This window comes from Kitasatospora sp. MAA19 (assembly GCF_029894125.1).
GTDB lineage: Bacteria > Actinomycetota > Actinomycetes > Streptomycetales > Streptomycetaceae > Kitasatospora.
This window is the reverse complement of record NZ_JARXYZ010000013.1, coordinates 47,170-64,687: the sequence shown is the minus strand read 5'-3', so window position 1 is coordinate 64,687 and position 17,518 is coordinate 47,170. Positions and strand designations below refer to the sequence as shown.

The 17,518-nt window shown below is 74.4% G+C and carries 16 protein-coding genes; 11 read left to right on the top strand and 5 right to left on the bottom strand.

The features are described 5' to 3' along the window. The first annotated feature begins 125 nt into the window (after positions 1–125). The 4 genes from P3T27_RS20895 (at position 126) to P3T27_RS20880 (ending at position 4,130) form a co-directional block, all read left to right on the top strand. Positions 126–1,058: a 3-oxoacyl-[acyl-carrier-protein] synthase III C-terminal domain-containing protein gene (locus P3T27_RS20895; RefSeq protein ID WP_280680611.1), complete on the top strand. Its 933-nt coding sequence runs from the start codon at positions 126–128 to the stop codon at positions 1,056–1,058. A gap of 104 nt (positions 1,059–1,162) precedes the next feature. After that, positions 1,163–1,453 carry a phosphopantetheine-binding protein gene (locus P3T27_RS20890; RefSeq protein WP_280680610.1) on the top strand — a complete coding sequence of 97 codons (291 nt, stop codon included), beginning with the start codon at positions 1,163–1,165 and terminating at the stop codon, positions 1,451–1,453. 4 nt (positions 1,454–1,457) lie between these two features. Further along, positions 1,458–2,237, top strand: a complete 780-nt coding sequence (locus P3T27_RS20885) for a hypothetical protein (protein WP_280680609.1) — start codon at positions 1,458–1,460, stop codon at positions 2,235–2,237. 162 nt (positions 2,238–2,399) lie between these two features. Then, on the top strand, positions 2,400–4,130 hold the full coding sequence (locus tag P3T27_RS20880) for a condensation domain-containing protein (RefSeq protein WP_280680608.1): 1,731 nt from the start codon (positions 2,400–2,402) through the stop codon (positions 4,128–4,130). 84 nt (positions 4,131–4,214) lie between these two features. Here the strand turns inward: P3T27_RS20880 and P3T27_RS20875 are convergent, their stop codons facing one another. Beyond that, positions 4,215–4,988: a hypothetical protein gene (locus tag P3T27_RS20875; protein ID WP_280680607.1), complete on the bottom strand. Its 774-nt coding sequence runs from the start codon at positions 4,986–4,988 to the stop codon at positions 4,215–4,217. After that, entirely contained in the window at positions 4,985–5,617 is a 633-nt protein-coding gene (locus tag P3T27_RS20870) for a sigma-70 family RNA polymerase sigma factor (RefSeq protein ID WP_280680606.1), read from the bottom strand. The genes P3T27_RS20875 and P3T27_RS20870 overlap by 4 nt, the downstream gene beginning before the upstream one ends. Positions 5,618–5,840: 223 nt before the next feature. On the opposite strand from P3T27_RS20870, the gene P3T27_RS20865 reads away from it, so the two are divergent. From P3T27_RS20865 to P3T27_RS20850, 4 genes are all read left to right on the top strand, one after another. Next, complete coding sequence (locus P3T27_RS20865; RefSeq protein ID WP_280680605.1) at positions 5,841–6,644, top strand: SAM-dependent methyltransferase; 804 nt, start codon at positions 5,841–5,843, stop codon at positions 6,642–6,644. Positions 6,645–6,870: 226 nt separating this feature from the next. Beyond that, positions 6,871–7,875 (top strand): hypothetical protein, encoded by a 1,005-nt coding sequence (locus tag P3T27_RS20860; protein ID WP_280680604.1) that lies wholly within the window; start codon positions 6,871–6,873, stop codon positions 7,873–7,875. 78 nt (positions 7,876–7,953) lie between these two features. Then, positions 7,954–8,742 carry an SDR family NAD(P)-dependent oxidoreductase gene (locus P3T27_RS20855; RefSeq protein WP_280680603.1) on the top strand — a complete coding sequence of 263 codons (789 nt, stop codon included), beginning with the start codon at positions 7,954–7,956 and terminating at the stop codon, positions 8,740–8,742. Then, positions 8,739–9,470, top strand: a complete 732-nt coding sequence (locus tag P3T27_RS20850; protein WP_280680602.1) for a polysaccharide deacetylase family protein — start codon at positions 8,739–8,741, stop codon at positions 9,468–9,470. Before P3T27_RS20855 ends, P3T27_RS20850 begins: the two co-directional genes overlap by 4 nt. 66 nt (positions 9,471–9,536) lie before the next feature. On the opposite strand, the gene P3T27_RS20845 is transcribed toward P3T27_RS20850, so the two are convergent. The 3 genes from P3T27_RS20845 to P3T27_RS20835 all read right to left on the bottom strand — a co-directional run bounded on the left by P3T27_RS20845 (position 9,537) and on the right by P3T27_RS20835 (position 12,801). Next, complete coding sequence (locus P3T27_RS20845; protein ID WP_280680601.1) at positions 9,537–10,616, bottom strand: hypothetical protein; 1,080 nt, start codon at positions 10,614–10,616, stop codon at positions 9,537–9,539. A 12-nt stretch (positions 10,617–10,628) separates the two neighbouring features. Next, entirely contained in the window at positions 10,629–11,573 is a 945-nt protein-coding gene (locus P3T27_RS20840; protein ID WP_280680600.1) for an NAD-dependent epimerase/dehydratase family protein, read from the bottom strand. 103 nt (positions 11,574–11,676) lie between these two features. Beyond that, entirely contained in the window at positions 11,677–12,801 is a 1,125-nt protein-coding gene (locus P3T27_RS20835; protein ID WP_280680599.1) for a DegT/DnrJ/EryC1/StrS family aminotransferase, read from the bottom strand. A 381-nt stretch (positions 12,802–13,182) separates the two neighbouring features. On the opposite strand from P3T27_RS20835, the gene P3T27_RS20830 reads away from it, so the two are divergent. From P3T27_RS20830 to P3T27_RS20820, 3 genes are all read left to right on the top strand, one after another. Continuing rightward, positions 13,183–15,372, top strand: coding sequence for an MMPL family transporter (locus P3T27_RS20830; RefSeq protein ID WP_280680598.1), 2,190 nt, complete (start codon positions 13,183–13,185; stop codon positions 15,370–15,372). Between the two features lie 220 nt (positions 15,373–15,592). Further along, positions 15,593–16,810 carry a histidine kinase gene (locus P3T27_RS20825; protein ID WP_280680597.1) on the top strand — a complete coding sequence of 406 codons (1,218 nt, stop codon included), beginning with the start codon at positions 15,593–15,595 and terminating at the stop codon, positions 16,808–16,810. After that, positions 16,807–17,487, top strand: a complete 681-nt coding sequence (locus P3T27_RS20820; RefSeq protein WP_280680596.1) for a response regulator transcription factor — start codon at positions 16,807–16,809, stop codon at positions 17,485–17,487. The genes P3T27_RS20825 and P3T27_RS20820 overlap by 4 nt, the downstream gene beginning before the upstream one ends. The last annotated feature ends 31 nt before the right edge of the window (positions 17,488–17,518 follow it).

The window sequence follows — 17,518 nt, the reverse complement described above, 5'->3', positions numbered from 1 at the left end:
GCTCGACGGCACGGGGGTGAACGCGTCGGCCCCGGAGGCGGATTCGTCGGCCTCGGAGGCGATCGCGACGGAGAGGGGCCCGAGATCACTTGTGCGACCAGGCGGGCGTCGGAATACTAGCCCGCGTGACAGCACTGGAGGCAGTGGCCGTTCACCTCCCCCCGCACGCCGTGCCCATCGAGGCGGTTGGTGAGCGGATCGGCCTGACCCCACGTCAACTTCGTCTCTTCCGCCGCTTCCACGGCCTGGACCAGCTGCGTCTGGATCCGACCGGGACGCTGCCCGACCTGCTGGAAGCCGCCCTCGACAACCTGCCCGAGCTGCGCGGACGCGAGCGGCACGTCCGTTACGTGATCCACGCGCGCAGCATGCCGGTGGCGGTGCCCTACCCGCTCAACCCGCTGCACGACCTGCTGGCCGGGCGCGGACTCGCGCACGCCAACGCCTTCACGGTGACCCACCACGCGTGCGCGGTGGGCCTGCTGGCCATCGACCTGGCCGGCCGGCTGCTCGCCGCCGACCCCGACCCGGAGGCGCTGGCGCTCGTCCTGGCGGGCGAGAAGACCTTCACCAAGGACGCCCAGGTGGTGCCCGAGACCGGGATCTTCGCCGAGGGCGCGGCCGCCTGCCTGGTGCGCGCCGACGGCGAGCGCCACCGGGTGCTCTCCTTCGCGGTGCGTCAGCGCCCGGAGTTCGACGGCCGGCTGGCCGAGGACGCGGACCTGCTGGCCCGCTACCAGCGCGAGTACCCGAACGTGATGGTGGAGGCGATCGAGGCCGCCCTGGCGGAGGCCGGTCTGGACCTCTCCGACCTGGCCGCGGTGCTTCCGCACAACGTCAACCAGGCGTCGTGGCGGATGATAGCGCGCCGGATCGGCTATCCGCTCGACAAGGTGGTGCTGGACAACGTGCTGTCGGTCGGGCACAGTTTCGCTGCAGACAGCCTCATCAATCTTCACACCGCCACCACGCGGGGGCTGCTCCGCCGCGGCGACCACTACCTGATCGCCGCCGCCGGTGTCGGAGCCACCTTCTCCGCGATGTCGGTCCGGTGCTGACGGCCCGCCGGTAGCCTCGTCGGCCACTCCCAGGCCGGACCACTTTCACGCCAGACCACCTTCACGCCAGAACACTCTCCCACGTACGACGGGACGGGACACCCATGTCAGAACCTGTGGTCCAGACCACTGACCCCGAGCTGCGCGAGCGGATCCGCCACGGCATCGGCGAGCTGCTGCCCCGCGTCCTCAAGCGCGAACTGCCCGAGATCCCGGAGAACGCCTGCCTCTTCGACGACCTCGGCCTCACCTCCGCCGGCACCATCGAACTCATCCTGGAGCTGGAGGAGTCGCTCGACCTCCAGGTGGACGTCGAGCAGATCACCGAGGACGACCTGCGCTCGGTCGCCAACCTGGCCGACTACGTCGCCGGGCACGTCATCCCCGAGGACTGACCGGGTGGCCGACCACGGCCTGCGGATCACCCGGGCGATCGCGAGGTGCTTCGACGGCCGCTCGGAGGCCTCGCTCGACCCGGACCTGCGGGTGTTCGTCTCCGACCTGGTCCGTCCCTACGGCCTGCCGCTGCGCGAGGACCTGCTGCGCGAGGGTGTCGGCCACTCCTACGAGGAGCTGGCCGAGGGCCTGGTACGCGAGGCGCTCGTCGACGGTGAGTCCGTCGATCTGCTGATCCTGGCCTTCGACACCCCGGACGTCCGGCCCGGAGCGCCCTCCTCGCTGGCGCTCAGCCGGTCCTGTCCGGGCACACCGCTCGCCTTCGCGGTCTGCGACCAGGGCTCCGCGGCGGCGTTCACCGCGCTGCGCCTCGCGGCGGACTACCACCGCACCGGGGCCTGCCGTCGGGCGGTCGTGGTGCTCGCCGAGCAGACCGCGCTGCACTACGAACCGGCCGGCCAGGTGGCGCTCCCGGAGCGGCACGGCGTGGTGGTGCTGGTCTGCGAGGAAGCCCCCGGGCCCACCATGGCGGTCCATCAGATCCCGGGTTCCGAGCCGCCGGACGTGGTGCTGCGGATGCAGGCCGAGCAGCTCGGGCCCGACGCGGCGCTGGTGCTCGGCCCCGGGCTGGGCGGCGCCGAGGGCCCGGCGGCCCAGCCGTTCACCGGGGTCTGGGCGGAACTCGCCGAGCGGCTGCCCGCATGGCAGGCGCAGGGGCGCCCCGTGCTGGTCGCCGGGCTGGACCGCCGGCTCGGCGTGCTGAGCATGCTGACCCTCGCGTAATGGCAGTCGACGAGGGGCCAGTGCATGTCAACACTCCTTGATTGCAAGGATAGTGACGATCTATCAGCCTTCTTTTGGTCTGGACCAATGTGCGAGGCCGCTGATAGCGTCCTGATCACACCCCGCTGAGTCCTTCCCGGCGAGCCGAAAGGCGCGTACGACGTGATCCCGTACCACGCGACACAGACCAGCCGGCGGATCGAGGTCCGGTACGCGGCCCCGGGCGGCGACTCCGGGCCGCTCACACTCGGCCAGGACAACATGATCCGGTGCATCCGGCGTGACGCCCCCGAGCAGATCAACAAGGAGTCCGTCTGGCCCGTCCCGGACGGCACCTCGGTGTCGGCCGGGCTGGCCGCTCTGCGCCTCCTCGTCGAACGGCACGAGTCGCTGCGCACCTCCTTCCCCGCGGGCCCTGGCGCGGATGGCTTCCCGGAGCGCCAAGTGGTGCACTCGGAGGGCCGGTTCACCGTCACCGTGGTCGAGGCCGGCGGCCGTAGCGAGGTCGAACTCGACCGGTTGGCGGCGGAGGTGGGCCAGGCCGACGTCGCCGTGGCGTTCGACCTGGACGCCGCCCCGCGGCTTCGCCTCACCCTGGTCGTTGACGGGGAGCGGCTGCTCCGGCTGGTCGTGGTGGTCTGCCACGCGGGAGCCGACGGCGCCGCCACCGCGGTGCTGATCCAGGACTGGTTGGCCCTCGCCGCCGGACAGGACCTCCCGCCGGTCACCGCCCCGACCCCGCTGCAGATCGCGGGCGCGGAACAGGGCGCGCAGGGTCGCCGCAAATCGGCCACCGCGCTGCGGCATTGGGGGCGCATCCTCGCCACCGGCCCGCAGGTGGTCTTCGCCGACTCGCGGATCACCGGCCCGCCGCGCGACCTCTCCGCCGTCCTCGTCCGCTCCCCGGCCGCCGCCGAGGATCTCGCCACCGTCTGCCGCCGCACCGGCGCGAGCCCGTCCGTCGTCCTGCTCGCCGCCTTCGCCGCCCTGGTCGCCCACCGGGCCGGCCGCACCGACCTGGTGATCTCCGCGCTCTCCGCGAACCGCCAGCGTGCCGCCCTGGTCGACCACGTCGGCACCCTCGCGCAGGACGCCCTGATCCTGCTCGACACCGGGGCGGCCGACCTCGACCAGCTGATCGGCCGAGCCAAGTCCGCCTCGCTGAGCGCCTACTGGCACAGCACCCTGGACGCCGAGCGGGTCTGGCGGATCATCGAGGACTGTGCCCACCTGCGCGGCAGCCGCTTCCCCCGCCAGGTCGTGGTCAACGACCTGAGCCTGACCATCCCCGCCGCCATCGCCGACGCCCAACCCGCCCCGGCCGCCGACCCGGAGCTGACCCGAGTGCCCGCCCCGCCGCTGGCGGTCCGGCTGATGTTCACCATCCTACGGATCAGCGGCAGCCTCGACTTCGCCCTCATCGCCTGCCCGCAGGTGCTCGACCCGGACGAGACCGACCGGTTCGCGCGGGCGCTGCTCGCCGTGCTCGCCGCCGCGGCCCGCAGGCCGGTTCCGCTTTGCGAACTGCCCGGACTCGCGGAGGTGCCGCCCCCCGAACGAAGCGGCGAGTGGCGGCTGATCGACGGCTCCTGGACCGATCTGGCGGCCGTCCGCACCCTGCTGGAGACCGCCCTCGGTGCCCGGGCGGACATCGAACTGTCCCTGGACGACGGAGTGTTGACCGGCCGGCTGGCCGCCCGGCCGATGGTCGGGGCGGACGGACTCACCCCGGCGGTCGCGCACCGCGCGGTGGTCGCCGAACTCTCCGGCCGCGACACGGCGATGGCCCCGCACCACTACATCGTCCGGCGCGCCGGCCCCGGGGCGGAGAGCGTCACCTTCGGCAGCGGCCGCGACCCGGAGATCGCCGCCCGGCAGGCCGTGCTCACCTGAAGGGCCGTGCTCACCTGAAGGACTGTGTTCACCTGAAGGACCGTGCTCACCTGAAGGGAGGAGCGTGGGCAGGCGCGGGTGGCATCACTCCAACGGGTCCTCGCCCTCCCCTCGAACGTCCCACGAACACGCGGACGTCGCGCCCGAGGTGAGCCCCCACGGGCTCGGCACCTCCTCCTCGTCCTCGTCCCCCTGCAACGGCAGCCGGTCGATCACCGCCACCAGCCGCGGCGGAAGTTGCGGCGCCAGCCCGTGGTGGACCCGGGACAGGATGTCGCGCCGCACGTCGTCCGGCAGCAGCGGCCTGCTCATCCGCAACGGCCGTGTCCCCGGAGGGCGTTCGGCCGACGCCAGTTGGTCGGACCAGGCCCGCCAGTAGTCCGCGTCGTCGTTCTCGCCGAGCTTCAGATGGTGCAGGTGCAGGCAGTACGCGGCCGTCCCGCACCCCGACCCCGCGGCGAAGCGCCACCAGAACTCCGCGCCCTCCTCCCGCCCGGTGGCGTACAGCAGCGCGGCGAACACCTCCGCCCCCTCGGGCTGGATCCGGCGGGCGTTCACCAGCAGGTCGAGCCCCCGGGAGGCGTCCGGCGCGCCCAGCACCAGGGCCACCACCAGGCCGAGTTCGAAGGCGGCCTGCTCGTGGTCCGACGACAGGTGCGTCGGCGCCGCCGTCAGCCGGGCCTGGCGCAGTGCGGCGATGCGTTCGGCGTGCGCGCGCTCCGGTCGGGGCACGTGGAACGCCGCGCGCCCCCGGTCGCTCCCGTGCGCCCCATCGTTCCCGTGCGCCCCGTCGCTCGCGTGCGCCCCGTTGAGCGAGTCGGTCTCGTCGAGCGGGTCGGTCTCGGGGTGGGCCGTCACAGCTCACCCGTGTGGTCCGGCAGTTCGCCCACCCCGAGCCGGCGCGCCAACCGATCCCGCGCGTGCCGCAGGTTGGAGTGCACCGTCGCCACCGGCCGCCCCAGGTACGCCGCGATCACCTTGACGTGCAGGCCGAGCAGGTAGCGCAGGATGACCACGTCCCGCTGCCGGTCCGGCAGTTCGAGGATCGCCGCGTACAGCCGCACCTCGTCGGCCTCGCTGTGCAGCAGCCCGTTCGCCACCTGCTTGAACGCGCCGATCACGGCCGCGAAGGTGACGGCCTCCACGGCGACCGGCTCCTCGGCGGCCACCCAGTCGGAGACGTGCCTGCTCGCCAACCGCCAGGCGTACGCGGCCGGTTCCTCGAACCGCAGGACCTGCGGCCAGCAGCGGGCCAGGTCCGCCTTCACGGCCTCGACCACCAGCGCGGCGTCCGCCTGGCCGCCTATCCTGGTCAACGCGAGCGCGTACCAGGCGGGTTCATGCGTCTCGCAGAACGCCGCGTAGGCGAGGTCCCGCCGGAGGCCGAGGTCGCCGCCGAACCCCCGGTCCGCCCCCGCCGTTCCGGTGCGTTCCACCGCCGGCCCTTCCAGGTACCCGTGCACGGGGGCGCCCCTGTCGATCGTCATCGAGCCTGCTTTCCGTGGCCGCCGACTGCTCGCCGGGCCACCCGAGGGTCGGGTTGTCTGCGCCCATCCTCATTCCCTCAGGCCTGTCACTCCAGGCTGCAAGACGAATACGGATTGTCATCTCGTGGGATCTGCCGACTTGTTGTGGCGCGGTGACGGCGATGGGCGCACGGATACGCTGGGCACCGATCGGCAGGTGCCCGCGACGGCGAGGGGGAATGCGATGAGCCTCTACGACGGGGTCGACCTGCGGCTGAACATGCCGCACTCGGCCCGGATGTACGACTACTACCTCGGCGGCTTCACCAACTTCGCCGCCGACCGCGAGGCCGCCGGACACGCCCTCGCCGTCGCACCCTGGCTGCGCGCCGCGGCCCGCGCGAACCGCTCCTTCATCCATCGCTCCACCCGCACCCTCGCCCAGGCCGGCATCGACCAGTTCCTCGACATCGGCACCGGAATCCCCACCTCGCCCAACCTCCACGAGGTCGCCCAGGGCGTCGAGCCGCGTGCCCGCGTCGTCTACGCCGACAACGACCCGATCGTGCTCTCGCACGCCCAGGCCCTGCTCACCGGCACCCCCGAGGGCCGCACCGCCTACGTCGAGGCCGACGTCACCGACCCCGCCCGCCTGCTCGCCTCGTCCGGCGTGCGCGACACCATCGACCTCACCCGCCCCGTCGGGCTCTCCCTCAACGCCCTGCTCCACTTCGTCCCCGACGGCCACGGCGCCCACGAGATCGTCGAGCACCTCAAATCCGCCCTCGCCCCCGGCAGCGCCCTGGTGATGACCCACGTCACCCCCGAATTCGCTCCGGCGGAGATCGCCCGTCTGGTCCGCATCTACGAATCCGCCGGCACCGCCGCCCAGGCCCGCACCCTCCCCGAGTTCACCCGCTTCTTCGACGGCTGGACCCTCATCGCCCCCGGCATCGTCCCGACCCCCCACTGGCGTCCCACTCCCGCCGACCCGCCCACCACCGCCTCCGACGCCTCCGCGTACGCCGCCGTGGCCCTCAAGCCCTGACGCGCCTGACCGCCTGCCGCGCGGCCGGGTCGCCGGCCGCCGCTCCCTGTCGGCGGGCCCTGGCCGGCGCCGAGCGCCCCCTCGTCACCGCCCTTCGGCAGGCCAGGGAAGCCGGCCCGTACGCTCCGCCGTCGGCGAAGCGGGCGTGCCGTCCCACCCGTGCGGCGGCATCGTCCCGGGCACAGACTGGTGGGAGATCGATGCTGCCCGCGAGGCTGGGAGAGGCATGCTGCTGGGACTCACCACCGCGTTGGTCGCCACCGTCTGCTTCGGATTCGGGGCGGTGTTCCAGGCGCGTGGCGCGCGGTCGGCGCCGCGGGCGGACCGGGTGCGGGCGGGGCTGCTGGCGGCGCTGGTGCGGTCGTGGGAGTTCCTGCTCGGCACGGCGCTGGACATCGTCGGCTTCGGCTTGAGCATCGTGGCGCTGCGCAGTCTGCCCCTGTTCCTCGTGCAGGCCGTCACCAACGCGAGCCTGGCCGTGACGGCGCTGGCTGCCGTCTGGCTGCTCGGGGCGCGGCTGCGCCGGGGGGACGTGGCGGGGATCCTCGCCGTGGTGGTCGGTCTGACGCTGCTGGCGTTGGGTTCGGGCCGGGAGGGCCGCGAGTACGCCCCGGCCGTGTTCCACTGGGCGCTGCTCGCGACCACCGCCCTGATGCTGCTGCTCACCCTCATCCTGGTGCGCCGTGCCGGCACTGTCGCGGCGGCCGGGCTGGGGCTGCTGGCGGGGGTGGGGTTCGGGGTGACGAGCCTGGCGGTGCGGGTGCTGGACGCGTCGAGCCCGGCGGCCGTGCTCACCGACCCGGCGGCCTACGCGCTCGCGGCCGGCGGCCTGGGCGGCTACCTCGCGTACGCGCTGGCCCTGCAGCGCGGCACGGTGACGGCCGCGACCGCCGCCGGGACGGTCGCCGAGACCTTCGGCCCGGCCCTGGTCGGGGTGGCGGCGCTCGGTGACGCGGCCCGGCCGGGCTTCGAGTGGTGCGCGCTGGCGGGGTTCGCGGTGGCGGTGGGCGGCACCTTCCTGCTGTCCCGGTTCGGCGAGCTGGAGGGGGAGTCCGCGGAGGCCGCCGCGGCCCTGTGCGTCGCGAACCCGTCCGGCGCGGATGCGTCCGGCGCGGGCCCGGGCGCCTCGAACCTGGCCACCTCGACCCCGGGCGCCTCGAACGCGGACGCCTCGAACCCGGGTGCCTCGGGCCCGGACACCGAGGCGGAGTCGGCCGCCCCGCCCAGGTAGCCCGGACGATGCCGCCGTGCGAAGGTGACTTGCCGGACAAAACGGACGGCGACACGCCCACGGAGCGGCAGGTGCGCGATGGCGGACGAAGCCCAGCCGGGCCCTCGACACTCGGGGCCCGCCGACCGCCCGGTCGTGCTCGTCACCGGCGCCTCCTCCGGCATCGGCCTGGCCACGGCCACCCGCCTGGCCGACGCCGGCTGGCGGACCCTGCTCTCCGGCACCGACCAGGCCCGCCTCGACGAGGTCGCCGCCCGCACCGGCGGCCGCGCCCTGCCCGAGGACCTGAGCAAGCCGGACGGCCCGCGCCGCCTCGCCGAGGCGGCCCTCGCGGCGGCCGGCCGGGTGGACGCACTGGTCGCGAGCGCGGGCCTGGGCTGGCGCGGACCGTTCGTCGACACCCCCGCGGACGTCCTGGACCGGATGGTCGAGGTCAACTTCGCGGCCCCGCTGCGGCTGGTCCGCCTCCTCCTGCCGGGCATGCTGGAGCGCCGCCGCGGCCGGATCGTGCTGCTCGGCTCGATGGCCGGCCAGGTGGGCGTGCGCGACGAGTCGGGCTACGCGGCGACCAAGGGCGGGCTGGCGATGTTCGCGGAGAGCCTCTGGTACGAGCTGCGCGGCACCGGGGTCGGGGTGCGCCTGGTGCTGCCGGGCCCGGTGGACACCCCGTTCTTCGAACGGCGCGGGACGCCCTACCAGCGCGAGCGGCCGCGCCCCGTCCCGGCGGAGCGGGTCGCCGACACCGTGGTCGCGACCATCACCACCGAGCGCGACCGGCTGTACGTGCCGCACTGGCTCGGCCTCCCGGCCCGGATCCACGGCGTGGCGCCGGGCGTGTTCCGGCGGATGGCCGCCCGCTTCGGGTGAACACGGCCACCCGGGCGCTCACGGTGGCGGCCGCGGCCGAGTTCGCGCACCTGGCCCCCGCGGCGGTGCGCCTTCCGGTGCTGCGCCGCACGCTGGCCCGTCGGACGGCCGGCCTCGGCGCCGACCCGCACCACGTCGCGCTGACCTTCGACGACGGCCCCGATCCGCGCAGCACCCCGTACGTCCTGGACGCGCTGGACGGGCTCGGCGGTGTGCGCGCCACGTTCTTCCTGCTGGGCTCGATGCTGGAGCGCGCTCCCGCCCTCGGCCGGGAGCTGGTGCTGCGCGGGCACGAGGTGGCCGTCCACGGCTGGTACCACCGGCAGCAGTGGTACCCGGCCCCGGTCCGCGACCTGCGCGAGGTGCGCCGCACCACCGAGGCGGTGACCGAGCTGTGCGGGGCCCGCCCGCACTGGTACCGCCCGCCGTACGGCGTGCTGACCGCCGGCCCGGCCCTGGCCGCCCGCAGCCTGGGCCTGCGCAGCGTCCTGTGGACGGCCTGGGGCCGGGACTGGACGGCGGAGGCGACCGGTGCGTCCGTCTACGCGACCGCCCGCCCCGGCCTCACCGGCGGTGCGACCCTGCTCCTGCACGACTCCGACCGCACGTCGGCCCCCGACTCGTGGCGCGCCACCCTCGCCGCGCTTCCCCTGATCGCCGCCCACTGCCGCACCCGGGCCCTCACCCTCGGCCCGCTCCGCGACCACGCCGTCCCCTGGCCGTCCTGAACCCCCGGTCCGTCCGTTGCCGCGCCGCGCCGCGCACCGCCGTAGCCCCCGCCCGATGCCCGCCGACTACGCCAACCCCGCCTGCTCCAGGGCGCCGGTGAACCCGGTGCGCCAGCGCTCCGGGGTGGCGCCGGGGGAGGGCGCGGGCTCGGGGCGGGCGAGGGCGGCGAGGGCGTTGCGGACCACCTCGGCGGGGTGGGCGGAGGCGACGTCGGCGTGGCCGAGTTCCAACTCGTGCTGGAGGTTGTCGCGGCCGTGGCCCTGGACGACGTCGAGCAGCAGCAGCCGCCGCCCGAGGGCGCGGGCCTCGCTGCAGGTGTCGCCGGAGCTGGTGACGACGAGGTCGGCGGCGGCCATCAGGGCGGGGATCCGGTCGGTGTGGCCGAAGGGGTGCAGTCGAGGCTCCCGGCGGGCGGCGGCCCGCAGCCTGCGTTCCAGTTCCCGGTTGCGCCCGGCGACGGCGAGCACGTGCGGCCCGGCGGCGGCGAGCGCGGCGGCGGTGCGGGCGAGCGGCCCGAGCCCCCAGGCGCCGGACATCAGCAGCACGCACGCGGCACCCGCCGGGACGCCCAGGTCGGCGCGAGCCTCGGCCCGGCCGGGCGGCCGGTAGAACGGCTCCCGCAGCGGCGCGGGCAGGACGGTGACGGCGGCGTCCGGCCGATAGCGGCGGACGCCGCAGGCGGCGACCTCGGAGGTGACCAGGAAGAGGTCGGTGCCCTCCTGCACCCAGAGCCGGTGCGGCGTCACGTCGGTGCAGAACACGAAGTGCCGGAAGTCTCTGTTCGGCAGCCGGTTGACGGCCGAGGTGGCGGTGGCGAACACCGAGACCACCAGCTGCGGCCGCTGCGCCGCGACCAGCTCCCGCAGGGCCGGGACGAGCCGGGTACGGGCCGCCGCGTCGGCGAGCAGCGCGAGCCGGGCGCCCGGCCGCAACGCCGAGAAGTGGAAGGCGTCGTACACGCCGGGCAGGTCGAGCAGCCGCCGGAAGACGGCTTCCCCGGCGGCGCCCGAGCGCTGCCCGAGCAGCGCCATCGCGTCCACGGTGCCGGTGGTCCAGCCGCGGGCCCGCAGGGTGTCCGCGCAGGCCTGGGCCATCACGTCGTGGCCCTGGCCGAGGGAGCCGGAGACGAGCAGCGCGTGCGGCATCGGGCGGCCCGGTCAGGAGGCGGCGGGGGCGGCGGTGTCGGCCCGGTACCAGTCCGCGTACCGCCGCACGCCGTCCGTGAAGTTGGTGTGCGGAGACCAGCCGAGCAGCCGTTTGGCCTGGGCGCAGGAGATCCGCCGCCCGGCGTAGTCGGCCTTGCGGCCGTCGATGTGCTCGATGCTGACGGGCCCCAGCAGCGTGTCGACGGTGTCCGCGATGTCGCGCACCGAGACGGCGGTCGAGCCCTCCAGGGCGAAGGTCCGGTCCTCGGCGGCGGGGGAGAGGGCCCGGACGTGGGCGTCGGCGAGGTCCTCGACGTAGACGAAGTTGCGGCTCTGCCGGCCGTCGCCGGCGATGGTGATCGGCCGTCCGGCGAGCGCCGCCTGGACGAACCGCGCGACGACCAGTTCGTCGCGCATCCGGGGCCCGTACGGGATGCCGTAGCGCAGGATGGTGAAGTGCTGCCCGTACAGCTCGCGGTAGCTGTGCACCAGCAGCTCGGCGGCGAGCTTGGTGGCGACGTAGAGGTGGCCGCTGTGTTCCAGCTCGATCGGCACGTGCTCGTCCAACTCCTGTTCCCCGCCGCCGAGTTGATCGTCGGTGAGGGCGGCGCCGTAGACCCAGACGGTGCTCGCCAGCACGGTGCGACTCAGCCCGCTGCGCCGGGCGGCCTCCAGGACGGCCTCGGTGCCGTCGATGTTGGTCCGCACGGCCCGCACCGGGTCGGCGGAGACCTGTTCGACGTCGGCCATCGCGGCGAGGTGGTACACCACTTCGCTGCCGGCCAGCGCGGAGGTGAGCGCCGCCAGGTCGAGGACGTCGAGCCGGGCGTGCTCGGCGTCGGGGTTGAGGTACTTGTCGGTGGTGTCCACCGCGAGGACGTCGTGGCCGGCCGCGAGCAGGTGGTCCACGACGTGTGAGCCGATGAATCCGCATCCCCCGGTGACGGCTATCCGCACGTTCTCTCTCCTTGCCGAGCTCCTGCTCGTGCTTCTGGTCGAGCTTCCGGTGGTCGCGCTTCCGGTCGCGCTTCCGGTCGGGCCTTCGGCCGGGCGGACCCGGCTATCCGACGAGTCGCCGGTGCACCGCCGAGACGGCCTCGATGACCTGCTCCGTCTCGTCCTCGGTCATGTCGGAGTGCACCGGCAGGCAGACCTGCCGCGCGCAGACGTCCTCGGCGACCGGCAGTGCCTCGCGCCGGTAGGGGGCGAGGACGGGCTGCAGGTGCAGCGGCAGGTCGTACACCTCGCCGGACAGCCGCACGCCGTACTCCTCGGCGACCGCCCGCTTGAACGCGGCGCGCTCCACCCCGGGTGGCAGCAGCGCCAGGTACTTGTAGTAGTTGCTCCGGCAGCCGGGCGGTTCGAGCACCGGCTCCAGGCCGTCCAGCCCGGCCAGCGCCGCGTCGTAGCGGCGGGCGACGGCCCGGCGGGTCTCGATGAACTCCTTGAGCCGGCGCAGGTGCACGGCGCCGACGGCGGCGCTGAGCTCGCTCATCCGCCAGGCGTAGCCGAGCCGGACGTGGTGGTTGGTGGTGAAGGAGCCCTTGCCCTGGTCGCGGTAGGTGCGGGCCTCGTCGCGCAGCTCGGGCGACTCGGTGACGATCAGGCCGCCCTCGCCGCTGGTGATGACCTTGGTCGGGTAGAACGAGAAGGCCCCGGCCAGGCCGAACGTCCCGGCCGAGCGCCCGCCGAGGCTGCTGCCGTGGGCGTGCGCGGCGTCCTCGACCAGCGGGATGCCGCGGTCGTCGCAGATCGCGCGCAGCGCGCCGACCTGCGGGGTGACCAGGCCGCCGATGTGGACGAGTACGACGGCTGCGGTATCCGGGGTGAGGGCCGCCTCCATCGTCTCGGGGGAGAGCGCCAGGGTGTCCGGGTCGACGTCGGCGATCACCGGACGCCCGCCGGCGTGCAGCACGGCGCCGGCGGTCGCGTAGAAGGTGACGGCCGGGACGACGACGTCGCGGCCCCGGACGTCGACGGTGCGCAGGATCACCTCCAGCGCCGCGGTGCCGCTGCTCACCGCGACGGCGTGCGAGGCGCCGTGCTCGGCGGCGAAGGCCTGCTCGAAGCGCTCGGTCCACGGGCCCAGGGTGAGCGCGCCGGTGGCGAGCATCTCCGTCACCGCGTCGGCGACGGCCGCGCGGTCGGATTCGTCGAACACGATGCGGGCGGCGGGAACGCCCATGGGCACCTCCGGCGGCGGGGCTGGGTCGGCGGCGATCGGGTCGGACCGGCCCGAACCATGCGAAAAGGGTCGGGCCCACGCTACGTCGCCCGGCAGCCCGCGGCCCGTCGTCGCCGCCCGCCCGGGTGACGGCGCCGGGCCGCGTCGAGCCTGCCGGGGCCGCCCGCGGAAGTACACCGGGCTGCTCCCGCCGCAGGCCATGCGCTCCGCCGTTCGGGGGGCCGTACTGCGTCCGCAGTACGCAAACGGCCTGCGCAGGGACGACGACGGAGCAGGGTCCGGCGATCAAGGATGGGTCATGCTGCGGGCGGTCCGCGTCGAAAGGCGCCGGCCCGGCCGCGGCGCGCACTCTGACCGAGATCCGAAGGAGTCCACTCTCCCGTGGCCACGTTCCTGTACCGCCTGGGCCGCTTGGCCTTCGCACGACGCCGGCTGGTGACCTTGCTCTGGGTCGCCGTGCTGGCCGTCTGCGGAGTCCTCGCGGCCAAGGCGCCCGCCGCACCCGACGACGGCTTCGCGATGCCCGGCACGGAGGCGCAGAAGGCCTTCGACCTGATGAACGAGCGCTTCCCCGGCGGCCACGCCGACGGCGCCTCGGCCCGCCTGGTGTTCGTCGCCCCGTCCGGGCAGAAGATCACCGCCGCGCCCAACGAGCAGGCGGTGGAGCGGACGGTCGCCGAACTCGCCCACGGCGAGGAGGTCACCGGCGCGGTCAGCCCGTTCAAGGCCGGCGCCGTCTCCAAGGACGGCACCACCGCGTACGCGACCGTCAGCTACTCCGTCAAGGCGGGCGAGCTGTCCAAGGGCGCCACCGACGCCCTGGAGCAGGCCGCCCAGCACGGGCGGGACGCCGGTCTGAAGGTCGAGGTCGGTGGCAACGCGCTGATGGCCAAGCCCGAGGCCGGCGGCAGCAGCGAGATGGTCGGCATGGCGCTGTCCGCGGTCGTCCTGGTGATCACCTTCGGCTCGCTCGTCGCCGCCGGGCTGCCGCTGCTCACCGCCGTGATCGGGGTCGGCCTCGGCATGGCCCTGATCACCGCGCTCGGCAGTACGCTCGGCCTGTCCTCCACCACCGGCACCCTCGCGATGATGCTCGGCCTCGCGGTCGGCATCGACTACGCCGTGTTCATCGTCTCCCGCTACCGGGCCGAGCTCGCCGAGGGCCGCACCCCGCAGGAGGCGGCCGGCCGGGCCGTCGGCACCGCCGGGTCCGCCGTGGTGTTCGCCGGGCTCACCGTGGTGATCGCCCTGGCCGGGCTCTCCGTGGTCGGCATCCCGATCCTCGCCAAGATGGGCATGGCGGCGGCCGGCACCGTGGTCATCGCCGTCCTGGTCGCGCTCACCCTGGTGCCCGCGCTGCTCGGCTTCATCGGTCGTCGGGTGCTGCCCCGCAAGGCCCGCAACGGCGCCGTCCAGCCGAAGAAGGAGAACGGCGGCTCCCGCTGGGCCCGGTTCGTGCTGCGCCGCCCGCTCGCCGTGCTGCTCGGCGCCGTGATCGGCCTCGGCGTGCTCGCGGCCCCCGCGCTCGACCTGCGGCTCGGCCTGCCCGGTGACGAGTCCAAGCCCACCTCCACCACCCAGCGCCGGGCCTACGACCTGCTGTCCGAGGGCTTCGGCCCCGGCTTCAACGGGCCGCTGACCGTCATGGTGGACGCCAAGGGCACGCCCGATCCGAAGGCCGCCGCGGGCGAGGTCGCCAAGACCGTCTCCGGGCTGCCCGGCGTGGTCTCCGTCACCCCGCCGATGTTCAACAAGGCGGGGGACACCGCCCTGCTGAACGCCGTCCCGGCCACCGGCCCGAGCGCCGCCGAGACCAAGGACCTGGTCCAGACGATCCGCGGCCACGCCGCCGGCCTCAAGACGGCCACCGGGGCGACGATCCTGGTCAGCGGCACGACGGCGATGAACATCGACGTCTCGCAGAAGCTCACCGACGCGCTGGTGCCCTACCTCGCCGTGGTCGTCGGCCTCGCCGTCGTCCTGCTGCTGGTGGTGTTCCGCTCCGTGCTCGTCCCGCTGAAGGCGGCGCTCGGCTTCCTGCTCTCGGTGGCCGCCGCGCTCGGCGCCGTGGTCGCGGTCTTCCAGTGGGGCTGGCTCGCCAACCTGATCGGCGTCGAACAGACCGGTCCGGTGATGAGCATGATGCCGATCTTCATGGTCGGCGTGGTCTTCGGCCTCGCCATGGACTACGAGGTGTTCCTGGTCACCCGGATCCGCGAGGGCTTCGTCCACGGCGAGCGGCCCCGCGAGGCCATCGTCACCGGCTTCCGGCACAACGCCCGGGTGGTCACGGCCGCCGCCTTCATCATGATCGCGGTCTTCGCGGGCTTCATCGGCATGGGCGAACCGATGATCAAGATGATGGGCCTGGGCCTCGCCGCGGCCGTCGCCTTCGACGCCTTCGTGGTCCGGATGACCATCGTGCCGGCCGTCCTCGCGCTGCTCGGCCGCCACGCCTGGTGGCTGCCGCGCTGGCTGGACCGGCTGATACCGGACATCGACGTCGAGGGCAGCAAGCTGCAGACCGCCGCCCCCGAACCGGCCCCGGTCCGGGAGTCCGTCGGCGTGTAAGGCCGGTCCCGCGGACCAGCCCGGGCCCGTCCCGATCCACGGGGCGGGCCCCGGCCCGGACACAGGTTCGAGCCCCTACCGTTACCGTTGCTGTCGGGGCCTGCCACGCGCACGGCGGCCCCGACCCGGCCCACCCCGCCCGGCAGGGCGCGGTTCGGCACGAACTGGCAGAACCCGGCGAGGGTGCCGCCAGGGCACCCCCGACCCGGAGAGCACCACCATGAGCGACACCTGGCAGCGGCTGCGCTGCGACCACCCCCGGCTGCTCGACGCCGTCGGTGGCGTCGTGCTGATCGCGATGACCTTCGCCGGTGCCAACGTCGACCAGGCCGGCCACGTCATCCCCTTCCGGCCGCTCAGCGGCGCCATCGCGCTGGTCTCCGCCGTCGCCGTGTTCGCCCACCGCCGCTACCCGCGCCTGGTGGTCGTCATCACGCTGATCTGCACGATGGCACTCGTCGCCCTCACCCCCCGGCTCACCCCCGGGCTGGCCACCCCGCTGCTGCTCGCCCTCTACTTCCTCGCCGTCCGCACCGACCGCTCCACCGCCCTGCGCGCCTCGATCGCCTCCGCCGTCCTGCTCACCGGCACGTCGCTGATCGGCGACGGCGGCGGCCCGATCGGCGAACGGATCGGCGTCCTCGCCTGGGCCCTGCTGCCCGGCGCCCTCGGCGACTCCATCCGCAACCGCCGAGCCCACCTCGCGGCCATCGAGGAACGCGCGGAACGCGCCGAACGCACCCGCGAGGAGGAGGCCCGCCGCCGGGTCGCCGACGAGCGGATCCGGATCGCCCGCGACCTGCACGACGTCGTCGCCCACCACATCGCCCTCGCCAACGCCCAGGCCGGCATTGCCGTCTACCTCATGGACCGCCACCCCACCCAGGCCCGCGAGGTGCTCAGCCACATCACCGACGCCACCGGCTCCGCGCTCCAGGAACTGCGCGCCACCGTCGGTCTGCTGCGCCGCGCCGAGGAGCCCGCCCCGCTCGAACCGGCCCCCGGCCTCGACCGGCTCCCCGATCTGATCAACTCCTTCGAACGCACCGGCCTGCCGGTCCGGCTCACCGTCGAGGGCGAGGCCCGCGCGCTGTCGCCCGGCGTCGACCTCACCGCCTACCGGATCGTCCAGGAGTCGCTCACCAACGTGGCCAAGCACGCCCGCGGCGCCGACGCCGAGATCACCCTCGCCTACAGTGGCAGCCGGGTCGCCGTCAGCGTCGCCAACGGCCGCCCCCCGGCCGGCGCCCGCCCCCGACAGGCCCTGCTGCCCCACCCCGCCCCCGGCGAGGGCGGCTTCGGGCTGATCGGCATGCGCGAACGGGCCGGCGCGGTCGGCGGCCGGTTCACCGCCGACCGCCGCCCCGACGGGGGATTCCTGGTCACGGCCGAACTTCCGCTGCGCACCGGCGCCCGAGACGACAAGGACCACGCTTGACCATCCGAGTACTGCTCGCCGACGACCAGGCGCTGCTGCGCGGCGCCTTCCGGGTCCTGATCGACGCCGAGGACGACATGGAGGTGGTCGGCGAGGCCTCCGACGGCCGCCAGGCCGTCGAACTCGCCCGCGCCACCCGTCCCGACATCGTCCTGATGGACATCCGGATGCCCGGCGCCGACGGCCTCGGCGCGACGGCCGCCATCTGCGGGGACGAGGAACTGGCCGGCACCCGGGTGCTGATCCTCACCACCTTCGAGATCGACGAGTACGTGGCCCAGGCGCTGCGCGCGGGCGCGGGCGGCTTCCTCGGCAAGGGGGCGGATCCGGCGGAACTGCTCGCCGCCGTCCGCACCGTCGCCGCCGGGGACGCCCTGCTCTCGCCCGCCGCCACCCGGGCCGTCATCGACCAGTTCCTCGCCCAGCCCGATCCGGCGGCCGGCGCGAACGCCTCGGCGGAGCGCCTGTCCGTGCTCACCGCCCGCGAGCGCGAGGTGATGTCCATGGCCGCCACCGGGCTCACCAACGAGGAGATCGCCGAGCGGATGTTCGTCAGCCCCTTCACCGTCCGGACCCACGTCCACCGCGCGATGGCCAAGCTGGATGCCCGCGACCGGGCCCAACTCGTCGCCATCGCCTACCAGTCCGGCCTGGTCCCGCCCGGCCGTCCGGCCTGACCGAACGGGACCGGTTTGACCGAACGGGACC